This window comes from Staphylococcus sp. HMSC035D11 (assembly GCF_001836075.1).
Classification (GTDB): Bacteria; Bacillota; Bacilli; order Staphylococcales; family Staphylococcaceae; genus Staphylococcus; species Staphylococcus hominis.
Map to the genome: position 1 here is coordinate 64,848 of NZ_KV827278.1, position 14,503 is coordinate 79,350.

Here is a 14,503-nt window from a genome sequence, read left to right on the forward strand (position 1 = left end):
GAGAAATTGAGTTTTCTCCCTCTTTTATTCTTATATTAGACTTTCGAGGTGAAACATATGACAAATTATCCATTGTGGGACCAATTACAACAATTAAAAACAGCAGAGTGGGTAGATTTAACCCATACTTTCGATCCAGACATTCCACGATTTAGTGAATTTGAAAAAGGCCAAGTATCCACATTATTTACAGTCAAAGAACATGGCTTTTATGTACAACGTTGGAATATCGTTACACAATACGGCACACACATTGACGCACCGATACATTTTGTAGAGAATAAACGTTATCTTGAGGATCTTGATTTAAAAGAATTAGTCTTACCACTTATCGTGTTAGATTATTCAAAAGAAGTAAAAAATAATGATGACTTTATCGTGACACGCCAACATTTAGAACAGTGGGAAGCGGAGAATGGGCGCATTGAAGAAGGTACCTTTGTTGCTTTACGTACAGATTGGTCAAAACGTTGGCCAGATATTGAACAATTCGAAAATAGAGATGCTGATGGTAACCAACATTTACCAGGTTGGGGACTAGATGCTTTAAAATTCTTAATTGAAGAACGCGGTGTAAAATCGATTGGTCATGAAACATTCGATACAGATGCATCAGTAGATACAGCTAAAAATGGCGATATTGTTGGAGAACGTTATATACTTGGACAAGATACCTTCCAACTTGAACTCTTAACAAACCTAGACCAATTGCCTACGCGTGGCGCAGTCATTTATGCAATTAGTCCCAAACCGAAAGATGCGCCAGGTTTCCCTGTCCGTGCATTTGCTATCAAACCATCTTAAATATAAGTGATATGTTGATAATGAGCGATCAAATTTATCACTTTCCTATATAATATATAACATCCTGATACTAAAGTACTTGAGCAAGACGAAGTATCAGGATGTGTTGTTATTTATATTCATTTTCATATTCTTCTCTCAACACACTATACACATAACTATCTGAGGATTTCCCTTCTACACGTTCATCACTTCTCAATATACCCTCTTGTGTGAATCCACGAATACCATACATAATTATCATCATTGCTTAATTTTGTTGAGCTAAACCTAAAGTTAAAAATCCAACATGAAAAATAATCCATATTATAAATGCTAAAGTCATCAGTCGACGTGGACTAAATACTTCTGCTAGTACTCCAGACATCCATGAAGCCAGTGCTACTATTAATCCATATATAGCTATCACTCTACCTGCTTGTGAATCACTATATCCAAGATCGATAATATACTTAGACAAAAACGCTTGTTCAAATCTATCACCTGTCATAAATATAGCTACCGCTACATAACCCCAATTAATACTCTAGGTAATCCTAAAAGCTGACGATTTTGTTTAGTTAAATCATTAGTCACAATAATTCCACTTTCTCCCTTTGCTTATTTGTGATTTCTTTAAAGTTGTTCATTAGCAAGACGTTCTATAGGAAGACCTTTTTTAAAACGTTCAATATAACGATTAAAGCTTTCTATTTCTTTTTCATTTGGTTCAATTTTGATGGACTCAGTATCTTTAAAAGCAATTTCATTAAGATAACTAGATAAATTTACATCGTTTTCTGCTATAAGATACCTAGCTAAAACAGCAATCCCCCATGCTCCACCTTCACCAGCTGTTTGCATAACACTAACAGGACTTTGCATTGCTGCTGCTAAAAATGTTTGAGCAACTTTTTTGGTTTTGAATATACCTCCGTGCCCATATATTGAATGAATTTCAATATCTTCATTTTCTTTTAATAAATCAATACCAATTTTTAATGTACTAAATGCACTATATATATGAGTCTTCATTACATTAGCTAAATTGAATGAACTATCTATCGATCGTACTAACATAGGGTAACCCTGTTGAACCTCTGTAATAAATTCTCCAGATATATATCCATATGAAAGTAATTTCCCAAGTTTATCATCACCATTTAAAGCGTTTTCGAATAATTTTGTAAAAAGTTCACTTTTTTCATATTTGACACCCATTACTTCTAATACTTCTCCAAATAAATCAACCCATGCATTAATATCAGATGTGCAATTATTCGCATGTATCATGGCTACTTCATAGCCATCTGGTGTTGTGACAATATCCACTTCTGGATAAATATTTTTTAAAGATTTGTCTAATACAATCATTGAAAAGATACTTGTTCCTGCAGATATATTACCAGTCTTTGGTGCTACGCTATTTGTAGCTACCATTCCAGTTGCAGCATCAGCTTCTGGAGCACACATAGGACAGCCTGCTTCTAATTGACCATTTGGATCAATAAGTTTTGCTCCTGTTTCTGTTAAATAACCTGCATTTTCACCTGCTACCACAACTTTTGGTAATACTTCTAAAATATCTTGATGATATCCCATTTCAGAAAAAAGCTGATTAAATTTTTTAGCCATATCTTTTCGATACTCTTTAGTTTCTACATCAACGGGAAACATGCCTGAGGCATCGCCTATACCTAATACTTTTTCATCTGTTAAGTACCAATGAATATAACCAGCAAGTGTTGTCATGTAATCTACTTTAGCAACATGAGACTCATTATTTATAGCTGATTGATATAATTGAGCTATGCTCCATCTTTCTGGAATATTTACTTGAAATGATTCTCTTAAAATCTTAGCCGCCTGATTAGCATTGTTATTACGCCAAGTTCGAAATGGAACGAGCAAATCTTCTTGTTGATCAAATACTAAATAACCATGCATCATCCCACTAATGCCTAATGATTTAATTTTTTTCACTGTAGTCCCATACTGTTCTTTTATAACTTTAGTCATTTCACTATAACTTTTTTGTAGACCTATCCATGCATCGTTCATAGAATATGTCCAATATCCGTCTTGATATGTATTTTCCCATCCAAACGTTCCTGTAGCTAATGTTTTACAGTTGTCATCAATTGCTACCGTTTTAATTCTAGTTGAACCAAATTCAATACCAATTGTTAAATTACCCGCTTCAATAAATTGTTTTATTGAGGAATTATTCATTTTATGCACCTCCCTATAAAATTAGTGAAAACGCTTACTTATTTAATGCTATCAAAACTTTATATAGCAAACAAGTAATTTTCAAATATAATATTTTATTAATTTTAATATTTATAAATACACAATTGATACTTTTAGTTATATAAAATCCTAAATACAAACTTATTAGTTATTTATTTAGAAAAAGTATACAAACGATATTTTTCTTTTCTCAATACTTACAGTGTTGTAAGTTTATCTATTAATTGTTGTAATATTTTATTATTGATGTTTTTATAATAAGTAAAGAGAAAGAAGGTGAAAAAAGTGGAAAATACAAATAGTAAAATGCATAAAAATGACAATAGTTATGTTTTATCAGCATTGAGTTATTTAAGTATCTTTTTTGCACCTATCATTTTACCTTTATTGGTATGGATACTTGCGGAAGAGCCAACGTCTGAGCATGGTAAAAAAGCATTAGGGAACCATGTTATAACGTGGATCAGTTTTTTTATAGGTAGAGCGGCATTTATTTTTTCAAAAGAGGTCTTTGATAAACCATTCGATCATCAATTATTAATATTTGTTATTGCTTTAATCATTGCTATTGTGTTCTTTTTAATTGCTTTAATATTATATATCCTCAACATTATCAGAGGAATTAAAATTTTATTAAAAAAATAAGTCACTTATATATTAAATTAAAAAGGGAGTACTATACTTCCTTTTTAATTTAACGCTTTTCTATAACTGATGACTTTATTTATAATCTAAGATACTTTCTTCAACGTTTCTAATCACATCTCGCGAAACCTCAAAATTATTATTAATATATCCATGCTTATTAACCGATAGAGCAATCGATTGGCCTGCATAATAATCATTTTGACTTACTCTAAAGGCACGAGTAAATGCTTCACCATCTTGTATTTTATCAATTAAAATATCTCTATTCACAAAAATCGGTTGGCTAATATTTATAGCTTTTCCATCCTTTATATTAAACTCATACAATCTTAATCCATATAATTCAAGATCGTCATTATTTTTCTTAATGACGTATTTAATCGCATTATATTTTCTAGCCATCTTTTTAATCCTTTCTATTGCTATATTATAGTAATTTTTATTTTAGTTTTCATTTATAATGTGTATTTCAAAAAACTTGAAAGATAATTTATTTATTATATAAAACCACTATGAACATTGACATTCAATCACTGCAGTTTAAATTAATAAAAAAAGAGGACAAAGACCTCTACACATCTTTGACCTCATAATATATTCACTTAATCATTTTTTAATTGTTCTTTGACTTCTGCGATAGTTTCATCCATCGTCATATTCGATTTAAGTGCCACACTCGCGATAAAACTACCTTCTACGACGGGCGCCTCCATTTTTTCAATACGATGAGAGCCTTCATACATTTCGATTGCCATATCAAGGTTCATCCCAGCAGACCCTATATCATAAAAACATATTGCATCATCATCTAATTCATTTATGACTGAAAGAATACGATCGAAAGATGTGCCAATCCCTTTATCATCTAAGCCACCAACATCAATAATATTGACGTCATTATCTGTCATTTGTAAATTTAAATCTTTGACACCTTCAGCAATTTTATAACTGTGACTCACAATTACTATTGAAGTCATTCTACCTCTCCTCCTATCATCGCATTTAAAATGTAAACACTACTTTGAGCACCTGGATCGATATAACCTTTTGAATCTTCTTTAAAATATGATGCTCGTCCTTTCGTAGCTATCATGTTTTTAGTTTCATCAGCATATGATTGTAATGTGTTAAAATCAATGTTTTCATCATTATCTAATGCTTCTCTTGTACGTTCAATTACGTCATACATCGTTTTTTCATTTAATTCTACTTTTCCACGTTGTTTAACGGCTTCTGAAAAAGCAGCAATCATCTCTTTTAAATTTTCTTTGTCAATATCATCTTTAACGACATTTGCCATTTTAACAAAGCTAAAACCGTATAAAGGACCTGAGGCACCGCCCACTTTAGACATTAATGTCATTCCTGTTGATTTAAATAATGACTTCATATCTGTGTCATCCAGACCTTGTTCTAACGCTTCAAATCCTCTGACCATATTCACTCCATGGTCGCCATCACCAATGGCACGATCTAAATCAGTTAATTCACTTTCTTTTTCTTTAAAAGTTTCAACTAAACTAAGTAGTCTTGTTTTCATGTCTTGTACATTCATTGAAAAGTCACCTCATTATCTCTATTTTTATTTAAAAATAACGACTTGTTGTTGGAGCTAAAAGACCTTTTTCTATTTCTTCACTATAAGGAACCACTGTAATGGAGAAACCTTGCATATCAAGTGATGTCATATAATCACCAACAAACCATTGTTTAGCAGCTATGTCATGTTCTTGGAATTGTTGATTTAAATACTTCGCCACAATACTTAATTCAGATAAAGGCGTGCCTCCCATACCATTTACCATAACAATTAATGATTGATCTTTCACTTCTTTTAACAACTCATCTAGTAAACGCTCAATAATAACATCAACCGATTGAATCGCTTCACGGTGTAACCCTTTTTCACCATGAATGCCGATACCTATTTCCATTTCATTATCATCAATATCGAAACTATATTTCCCAGTTGTTGGCACCATTGGTGAAGTAAGCGCCATCCCAATACTTTTAATTTTAGGAATAAACGCTTCAATTTTGTTTTTAATATCTTTTAAAGATAGGCCTTGGTCCGCTAAATAACCTGCATATTTATGAACGAATACCGTACCAGCCACGCCACGACGTTTTTCTACATCTGAAACAGCAATATCATCATTCACAATGACACGTTCAACTTTAATATCTTCCATTTGTGCCATTTCTTGAGCCATCTCAAAGTTCATAACGTCTCCAGCATAATTTTTAACGATTAATAATACACCGTCGCCTGTATTGACTGCTTTAATAGCATCTAAAATTTTATCTGGAGTCGGAGATGTAAAAACTTCACCACATACTGCCGCATCAAGCATACCATTAGCTACATAACCCGCATGTGCTGGTTCATGACCACTACCACCGCCTGATACCAAGGCAACTCCTGAATTTTTTTTATTTTTTTTAACAACAACTGTTTCTGAAATAATTTCAATATTATCATTCGTTAAAGCGAGACCCTCTAACATGTCTGTTAAAATATTATTTTTTTCTTTAATTAATTTTTTCATCAAAAAGCGACTCCTTTTGGCATATTCAAAGTAAGTTTATCTAAGATTAAATATCAACATCATTTTCTTTATTTAAACTTGGAATTTTCATATTAGTAAATATAAAAATACTCTTTCAAAAAAGGATAAAGACATAAGTTTTATCTTTATCCTTCTAATTACTTATCTATTCTTAGTTATCTTCTTTACGAAAATTAACCTTTGGAATTCAACGTACTTTTAGATAATTCACTTACTGTTAAAATAGCGTCTGCAATGTCATCTGCATTTAACTTATCACTTAAATTTGCAAAAGTATCATTTGGTTCTAAAGCACGCTCACCTACGCGAACCAAATCTTCATAACTTTTATCGGCAATGTGGAGTTCTTCTAAAGTCGTTGGCATATGGATACTACTTAAAAATTGTTGATATTTTACAAATTTTTCTGTTGGCGCATTTTCCAATACTAATTGGACTAAAATACCATAGGCCACTTTTTCACCATGCGTTAAATGATGAATATCGCCTTCAAGTGCTGTAAAACCATTATGAATTGCATGAGCAGCTGCAAGTCCTCCATTTTCAAATCCTAAACCTGAAAGTAATGTGTTCGCTTCAATCACTGCTTCAACTTGTGGAGATACAATATGATTTTTAATTGCTTCATATGCACTATGTCCATATTCAAAAATTACTTCTTCACATTTCTGCGCAATCGCTAAGCTAGCTAATGATGGTTTTCCACTAAACATATTTTTTCCTTGTCTACGTAACGTAGATTCTACCTCAACTAAAGTAGCTAATCCATCACTCATCCCTGAAGCAAATAAACGTACAGGCGCTTGCGCAACAATTTGTGAATCCACCATTACTGTATCAGGATTCTTAGGGTAAAATTCATAACCACTAAATACGCCATTATCATCATAAATAACAGATACGGCTGCCGTAGGTGCATCCATTGATGCAGTAGAAGCGAAATCGATAACACTTGCATTTAAAGCATTGGCTACTGCTTTACCTGTATCAAGTGCCTTTCCACCACCTAAACCAATGACTACATCTATGCCTTTTGTCTTAGCTTCATCAACGATACGATTAATTTCATTTTCTGAAGATTCGCCTTTAAATGTTTCGTAATCATAATTAACTTCTGAATTATTTGAAAAACTTTGATCAATTTGATCTTTAGTTATATTCCAAACAACTTCATCTGAGATTATTAATGCATGTGAACCTAAACGTTGTGTTTCATCTGCGATAGATTCGATAACTCCTTTTCCTTGTACATATCTTCCTGGAGATTGATAAATAATTTTTGCCATAGAGCTTTCCCTCCATAATAAATATTTATACTGCATCATTTAATAACTCTTCAGTAAATTACGCTCACAAATATATGATATAGAAAATACATATTAGCGTATTTACCATTACAATACGAAAAATAAGAATCAAAAGAAAGATTAAGTTGCTTAAAAAATTGATTTCTCTCTACACTTCCATTATTAATCTATTAAATATAATTGTCCACATATTAGCTAAAACTTCATTAAATTATCACTTTAAAACTTAAATATTGTAATATTATAATTTATAACCTATAATTGACTCTATCTTTACAATAGGTTTTATTGTGTTATCCTATGCTTGTATTACTCTTAATCTAACATAAAAATTTTAACCACTTTCAATTTATTCTGGAGCGTAAATTGAAAGTGGTTTTTTTAATTTATTATATATAGGTTTACTAAACAATAAGCTTAAAATAGAAAGAGATGATTCTATTCTCTATTATGTTCGGAATGAATCTATAAGTGGATATCATACGTTTATTGATTACTTAAAAAATAATTATAAAATCGTCTTGAAGATAAATTTGAATGTGTATTTACAATAGAATTAATCATCATATTCTTCTCTAAGCAAACTATACACATAACTATTTGAGAATTTCCCTTGTACACGTTCATCACTTCTCAATATACCTTCTTGTGTGAATCCAAGTCTTATTGGTATAGCTCGACTTTTCTTATTTTTAGTAGACATTCGTATTTCGATTCGATTAATATCATATTCTTCATATACATATTGAATAAGTGCTTTAGTGCATCTAGTCATGATGCCTTTCTTTTGGAAATCTTCAGCTAAATAATAACCAATCGACGTGCGTTTGTTAACCAAGTCTAAATAATGTAAGCCAATGACTCCTACAAGTTTTTGGTCATACCAAATGCCACAATGGAATCCATCTCCACGCGCAAATTGTTGTAAGGCCGAATGAATAAACTTCTTACTGTGTTCAACCTCAGTTGTGTACGCTACAAATGGCAAGAACTCCCCTAGAGACTCACGATTACTATCTACTAATTTAAAAAGTTGATCCGCTTCTCGTTCTTCTAATATTTTTAATTTTAAGTGGTCATTAATTTGATATCCAAACATAATTAAAACCTCCTATATTTTCAAAATATTCGATAAATTATAAGTATAATAACATAATTACATACATTAAAAACATAAACTTATTAAATATTTGTAAAATTTTAAACTTATTCATTATTCTTTTAACGATATATGTTAAGCTTTTATACATCTGTTTTATTAAATTTGAAAGGAGTTAAATACATGGAAAACAAATCTAAACAGTTTTCAAATGTATTTATTTTTGCTTCAGTTATTGTAGGGTTACTGGTAATTATTGGAGCCATCTTCCCTAATCAATTTGGTTCAATTTCTGGAGCAATCGGAAGTTTTATTACAGAAACGTTTGGTTGGTACTATATGCTACTTATTAGCATTATTCTGATATTTTGTATCACACTTATTTTTCATCCAATTGGAAAGCTTAAGTTAGGAAAACCTGATGATAAACCAGAATTTAATACCATTTCATGGTTAACAATGCTATTTAGTGCAGGTATGGGTATTGGACTTGTATTCTATGGATCTTCTGAGCCCATTTCACATTATCTATCGCCACCAACAGCGAGTAAAGAAACAGAAGCTGCTCTAGCTGAAGCCATGCGTTCAAGTTTCTTACATTATGGACTACATCCTTGGGCAGTTTACGGTATTGTTGCATTAGCTCTTGCATATACACAGTTTAGAAAAAATGACTTAGGACTCATTTCTCGTACATTACGTCCTATTTTCGGAAATAAAGTAGAAGGTCCATTAGGTACTGTTGTAGATGTTTTAGCCGTTTTTGCTACTATTATTGGGGTTGCAGTGTCACTTGGTGTTGGCGCCATGCAAATTAACGGTGGTTTAAATTATTTATTTGGAGTGCCAAACAATAAACTTATTCAAGGCATTATTATTCTTATTGTTACAGTTTTATTCTTAATTAGTGCTTGGAGTGGTTTAAGCAAAGGTATTCAGTATTTAAGTAATTTAAATATGCTTTTAGCTGCGATGTTACTTATTATTACTCTAATTGTAGGTCCTACAATTTTAATTATGAATATGTTTACATCCTCAATTGGTGAATATTTGAATACACTTATTTTTAATAGCTTTGATGTTGCTCCACTTAACTCACAAAAACATGAATGGTTACAGTCATGGACGATTTATTATTGGGGCTGGTGGATGAGTTGGTCACCATTTGTAGGTATCTTCATTGCCCGTATTTCAAAAGGTCGTTCGATTCGTGAATTCGTTATCGCAGTATTAGGCGTTCCTACAATTATTAGTATGCTATGGTTTACAGCCTTCGGTATTACTGGTATTGAAATTGGTAAGCAATCTAAACATATCTTTAGTATGCCACCTGAAACACAATTATTTGGTATTTTCAATGAGATGCCTATGGGTGCAATTTTATCGTTTATCGCTATTATCTTAGTAGGCTCATTCTTTATTACATCCGCAGACTCAGCTACATTTGTATTAGGTATGCAAACATCATTTGGTCGTTTAAATCCATCCGGTTTTGTTAAGATTGTTTGGGGCGTCATGTTATCAGCGATTGCCTACGTACTTTTACTATCTGGTGGATCGACAGGTCTAGATGCTCTGCAATCAGCTGCTATTATTTCAGCATTACCATTTAGTTTTGTTGTTATTTTAATGATGATTTCATTTTTCAAAGATGCAAATCAAGAAAGAAAATTCTTAGGTTTAACCTTACAACCTGATCATCAACGTAAAAAGGACTATATTAAACATAACACAAACCAACAATCTAAAATGAAATAGGACAGAACCGGAGACATCATTAAATGTCTCCGGTTTTATATATATTAGTAGTCGATGATTGAATTGAAAAATGCATTTGTCGCAAGCTTTTTTCAAGCTTAGTTCTCTTTTTTGGGGACGACAAATTCAAAATAAATTCTATTTACTCTTGTAGTTTGTATAGGATAAAAACTCTACTATAAAATAAAAGGTCACAGCGAATTGAAGACATTCGTTGTGACTTTATTTTTAAAATGTTCCTGGATTGAAGTTAGTTTTCCATTCATTAAATGGCCAATATCTCCAAACGACTTTACCTACAAGTTGTTTTTTATCTACTAGACCTACAACATCAAATCGGCTATCTATACTATTTTGTCTATTATCTCCTAAAACTAAATATTTATCTTTAGGAAGTTTCATTTCACCATTTGAACCTTTAATTTGACTTGATTTAAATGAGCCTGTTAAATATTGACCTTGTTTATGTTTCTTATTGTAATCTAAATACGGTTCAGACACTTTTTTATTATTTACATATAATTGGTCTCCCTTATATTCTACTGTATCCCCTGGTGTGCCAATCACACGTTTAATAAAATCACGTTTTGAATCTTCATGAAATACAACGACATCACCATTATCAATGTGATTCATAGATTTAGAAATTTTACTTACAATCACTTTATTGCGATCTTGAAACGTTGGATGCATTGAAGATCCAGATACTGTATAAGATTCGCCAATAAACTTTGTTACTACAATAACAACCAGTAGCCCCACTACAATGGATATAACCCACTCCATGATTTCTCGTTTCACATTTCATCCCGCCTATCATCTTTTCTTATTCTCGATTACTTCTACTCTATCATACATACTTTTCAAACACGTTTCATTCTTCTTACGACTGATTTTTATTTAAATCTTTCACATTCGTAAGATACACCTCTTACTTTGTAAGGTTAGATAAAGGCACCGCTTCATTCACCCTTTTAAAATAAGAAGTGTAATAGAGATAAGGAGTGATGAGATTGAAATTATTATTAAGAATCATATTAACTATTCTTGTCATTATTGTAGTCATTATAGGTGGTTTATTTGGATTAAACGCATATTCAGACCAACATCCTAACAATCGTTCTATCAATGATTGGAATAAACTAAATCCCTTAGCACCAACGCATGAGTATTATGTTAAGACTCAAAAACCATCAAAAGTGGAAGTCGTTGATAAGGAAAAAGACTTCTATATCTACCATTACAATCAAACAGGTTACACCAAAGATGGTAAAGCTAAAAACATTGATTATACAGCGTCTAAAAAATTAAAACAACATCATTACTTAGTTGTAAGCGAAAAATCTCACACAATTACATCATATAAAGAAGTAAAACAATCAGACATTCCAACTAAAGCGAAAGAAAAATTATAAAACTTACAAGGAGTATGATAATCATGCCTATTTTAAACGTTAATCATGTATCAAAAATTTATGGAACGAAACAAAAATTTAAAGCACTACACGATATTAACTTTTCAGTCGATAAAGGAGAATTCGTTGCAATTATGGGACCATCTGGTTCAGGTAAGACAACCCTCCTTAATGTTATCAGTTCAATTGATAGCATTTCAGGCGGTACTGTAGAAATCAGTGGCAATGAGATAAACCAGTTATCTAATAAAAAATTAGCACAATTTCGTAAGAAAGAACTTGGTTTTATTTTCCAAGATTATAGCGTTTTACCTACATTAACAGTTAAAGAAAATATTATGTTGCCATTATCTGTCCAAAAAATGAAAAAAGATGAAATGGAAAAAAACTATCAAGACGTCACAGAGGCACTTGGTATTTATGATTTAAGTGATAAATATCCTAGTGAAATTTCTGGAGGTCAACAACAACGTACAGCTGCTGCACGTGCTTTTGTACATCAACCATCCATCATTTTTGCAGACGAACCAACAGGTGCACTTGATTCAAAAAGTGCACAAGATTTACTTCATCGCTTAGAAGATATGAACAAACAATTTAATAGTACGATTATTATGGTTACCCATGATCCTTCAGCAGCAAGTTTTGCACAACGTGTCATTATGTTAAAAGATGGCGATATTCATTCAGACATTCATCAACAAAGTAAAACAAAATCTAAATTTTATAATGAAATCATTCAATTACAATCAGCCCTAGGTGGTGTGGCAAATGACGTTTAATCAAATTACATTAAAGAATTTAAAAGGTAATATCAAACATTATATATTATATCTTTTTTCATTAATCTTAAGTATCATCTTATATTTTAGTTTTGTCACATTACAATACACACATAGCTTAAATAATGGTTCATCAAAAATAATCAATCAAGGTGCAAAAGTTGGTTCAGTTTTTTTATTCATTACGATTATCATTTTCTTAATGTATGCGAACCATCTATTTATTAAACGTCGCACACGCGAATTTGCATTATTCGAACTCATTGGACTAACACGTGGTAACATTCTTAGAATGCTTGCTATCGAACAAATCACTTTATTTATTAGTACAGGCATTATTGGCGTTATTATTGGTATTTTAGGTTCAAAATTATTGCTTTCAATATTAATAAAACTGATGCATTTACACATTCATGCATCTATAGGATTTGAAGTAGCTGCTTTAATTCAAACAATAATCATGCTAATGTTAGCGTTTATTTTAATTATGTTAGAAGATGCTATCTTTTTAAAACGAAGAACCATACTTTCTATGATGAAAGACAGTATGAAAACAGAGGCAGTAAAAGCGAAAATCACCATGCCAGAATGTATTGCTGGTATTCTTGGACTCATAATGATGATGTTAGGTTATTATATGTCTACAGAAATGTTTGGTAAATTTCAAGAATTAACGATGGCCTTATTAACGCCGTTTATTATTTTATTCTTAACTGTAGCAGGCGCATATTTATTTTTCAGAAGTTCAGTTTCAATTATTTTTAAATCTTTAAAAAAATCAAAACAGGGTCGTGTCTCTATCACTGATGTCGTCTTTACATCTTCGATTATGTATAGAATGAAGAAAAATGCGATGTCTTTAACTATTATTACAGTCATTTCAGCAGTTACAGTAACAATCTTGTGTTTCGGAGCAATTAGTAAAGCAAATGCTGACTTTAATATTCAATCATCGTCACCTCAAGATATTAACTTTACTAAAGTAAAGATGGCCCAACAATTTGAACATCAACTTAACCAACACGGTATACCATATACAAAAAAAACGTATGAAAATGCCAATACCCATATTATTGAAAATGATGTAATTAAAAGTAAAACGGGTAACGCAATGCAAAATGAAAGTATATCGATTATGGCTGATCCTCATATCAAAGGTAATCACGCTACAATTACAAATTTACAAGGTCCACTTTCAATGATGTTTAATGTTCAAATCCATAAAGATTTAAAACTAAAAGGGCAACAAGTAAAGACATTTTATGTAGATAAAAAAGATTTAAATGAAATCATTCCAATGGATGCTTCATTGGGTGGACCAGTACTTAAAATCAGCGCAGATAACTATAATGCTTTAAAAACAAAAAATCAACTTACACATCATTATGGTTTTAATATTAAGCATCATAGCGATCTTTCAAAAGCTGAAACATTAGCTAAAAAAGGAAAACAAAATGTAGTTTTAAAAAGTGAAAACAAAAAAGCAATTGATGAAAGTAATGGCATTCTTATATTTGTCACTTCTTTCTTAGGTCTTGCATTTTTAGTGGCAGCTGGTTGCATTATTTATATTAAACAAATGGATGAAACTGAAGATGAAATAAACCATTATCGTATTCTGCGACGTATTGGTTTTACGAATACAGATATGATAAAAGGACTAGCTTTAAAGATTATATTCAATTTCGGTTTACCATTAGTGGTTTCTTTACTCCATGCCTTTTTTGCAGCAAACGCATTTATGATGTTAATAGGTAATTATACATTGACACCTATCTTCATTGTCATGGTTATCTATTCACTTGTATATCTGATATTTGCAGTTATTTCGTTCATTCATTCAGAACGCATCATTAAAGATGCCATTTAAATAATAGATGGAAAGGAC

At 31.5% G+C, this 14,503-nt stretch carries 14 protein-coding genes and 2 pseudogenes; 6 read left to right on the forward strand and 10 right to left on the reverse strand.

Annotated elements, in window-relative coordinates:
* Positions 1-57: 57 nt before the first annotated feature.
* Positions 58-804, forward strand: a complete 747-nt coding sequence (locus HMPREF2647_RS08790) for a cyclase family protein (RefSeq protein ID WP_017175665.1) — start codon at positions 58-60, stop codon at positions 802-804.
* A 109-nt stretch (positions 805-913) separates the two neighbouring features.
* On the opposite strand, the pseudogene HMPREF2647_RS11370 reads toward HMPREF2647_RS08790, so the two are convergent.
* The 3 genes and pseudogenes from HMPREF2647_RS11370 to HMPREF2647_RS08800 form a co-directional block, all read right to left on the reverse strand.
* Positions 914-1,024: pseudogene (locus HMPREF2647_RS11370) on the reverse strand (RimJ/RimL family protein N-acetyltransferase); the annotation flags it as partial.
* Positions 1,025-1,057: 33 nt separating this feature from the next.
* Positions 1,058-1,380 (reverse strand): annotated as a pseudogene (locus tag HMPREF2647_RS08795) (MFS transporter); the annotation flags it as partial.
* A gap of 39 nt (positions 1,381-1,419) precedes the next feature.
* Positions 1,420-3,015: a xylulokinase gene (locus HMPREF2647_RS08800; protein WP_070859958.1), complete on the reverse strand. Its 1,596-nt coding sequence runs from the start codon at positions 3,013-3,015 to the stop codon at positions 1,420-1,422.
* A 306-nt stretch (positions 3,016-3,321) separates the two neighbouring features.
* Between HMPREF2647_RS08800 and HMPREF2647_RS08805 the strand changes: the two genes are divergently transcribed.
* Positions 3,322-3,681, forward strand: coding sequence for a magnetosome magnetite crystal formation protein family (locus HMPREF2647_RS08805; protein ID WP_029376801.1), 360 nt, complete (start codon positions 3,322-3,324; stop codon positions 3,679-3,681).
* Between the two features lie 75 nt (positions 3,682-3,756).
* On the opposite strand, the gene HMPREF2647_RS08810 is transcribed toward HMPREF2647_RS08805, so the two are convergent.
* From HMPREF2647_RS08810 to HMPREF2647_RS08835, 6 genes are all read right to left on the reverse strand, one after another.
* A complete protein-coding gene (locus HMPREF2647_RS08810) occupies positions 3,757-4,086 on the reverse strand; it encodes a hypothetical protein (protein WP_017175660.1) in 330 nt (109 codons plus the stop codon).
* A 200-nt stretch (positions 4,087-4,286) separates the two neighbouring features.
* Positions 4,287-4,661 carry a dihydroxyacetone kinase phosphoryl donor subunit DhaM gene (gene dhaM, locus HMPREF2647_RS08815; RefSeq protein ID WP_017175659.1) on the reverse strand — a complete coding sequence of 125 codons (375 nt, stop codon included), beginning with the start codon at positions 4,659-4,661 and terminating at the stop codon, positions 4,287-4,289.
* Positions 4,658-5,239, reverse strand: coding sequence for a dihydroxyacetone kinase subunit DhaL (dhaL, locus tag HMPREF2647_RS08820; RefSeq protein WP_017175658.1), 582 nt, complete (start codon positions 5,237-5,239; stop codon positions 4,658-4,660). Before dhaL ends, dhaM begins: the two co-directional genes overlap by 4 nt.
* A 31-nt stretch (positions 5,240-5,270) precedes the next feature.
* A complete protein-coding gene (gene dhaK / locus HMPREF2647_RS08825; protein WP_070859959.1) occupies positions 5,271-6,233 on the reverse strand; it encodes a dihydroxyacetone kinase subunit DhaK in 963 nt (320 codons plus the stop codon).
* Positions 6,234-6,427: 194 nt separating this feature from the next.
* Positions 6,428-7,540, reverse strand: a complete 1,113-nt coding sequence (locus HMPREF2647_RS08830; protein ID WP_017175656.1) for a glycerol dehydrogenase — start codon at positions 7,538-7,540, stop codon at positions 6,428-6,430.
* Between the two features lie 577 nt (positions 7,541-8,117).
* Entirely contained in the window at positions 8,118-8,660 is a 543-nt protein-coding gene (locus HMPREF2647_RS08835; RefSeq protein WP_070859960.1) for a GNAT family N-acetyltransferase, read from the reverse strand.
* 183 nt (positions 8,661-8,843) lie between these two features.
* Between HMPREF2647_RS08835 and HMPREF2647_RS08840 the strand changes: the two genes are divergently transcribed.
* Positions 8,844-10,418 carry a BCCT family transporter gene (locus HMPREF2647_RS08840; RefSeq protein ID WP_049382452.1) on the forward strand — a complete coding sequence of 525 codons (1,575 nt, stop codon included), beginning with the start codon at positions 8,844-8,846 and terminating at the stop codon, positions 10,416-10,418.
* 228 nt (positions 10,419-10,646) lie between these two features.
* Here the strand turns inward: HMPREF2647_RS08840 and lepB are convergent, their stop codons facing one another.
* On the reverse strand, positions 10,647-11,219 hold the full coding sequence (gene lepB / locus HMPREF2647_RS08845) for a signal peptidase I (protein ID WP_017175636.1): 573 nt from the start codon (positions 11,217-11,219) through the stop codon (positions 10,647-10,649).
* 206 nt (positions 11,220-11,425) lie between these two features.
* Between lepB and HMPREF2647_RS08850 the strand changes: the two genes are divergently transcribed.
* Genes HMPREF2647_RS08850 through HMPREF2647_RS08860 form a run of 3 tightly spaced genes read left to right on the forward strand, consistent with a single transcriptional unit; the run spans position 11,426 to position 14,485 of the window.
* Entirely contained in the window at positions 11,426-11,833 is a 408-nt protein-coding gene (locus tag HMPREF2647_RS08850; protein ID WP_037541632.1) for a YxeA family protein, read from the forward strand.
* 23 nt (positions 11,834-11,856) lie between these two features.
* Positions 11,857-12,615, forward strand: a complete 759-nt coding sequence (locus HMPREF2647_RS08855; protein ID WP_017175634.1) for an ABC transporter ATP-binding protein — start codon at positions 11,857-11,859, stop codon at positions 12,613-12,615.
* Positions 12,605-14,485 carry an FtsX-like permease family protein gene (locus tag HMPREF2647_RS08860; RefSeq protein WP_017175633.1) on the forward strand — a complete coding sequence of 627 codons (1,881 nt, stop codon included), beginning with the start codon at positions 12,605-12,607 and terminating at the stop codon, positions 14,483-14,485. The genes HMPREF2647_RS08855 and HMPREF2647_RS08860 overlap by 11 nt, the downstream gene beginning before the upstream one ends.
* The last annotated feature ends 18 nt before the right edge of the window (positions 14,486-14,503 follow it).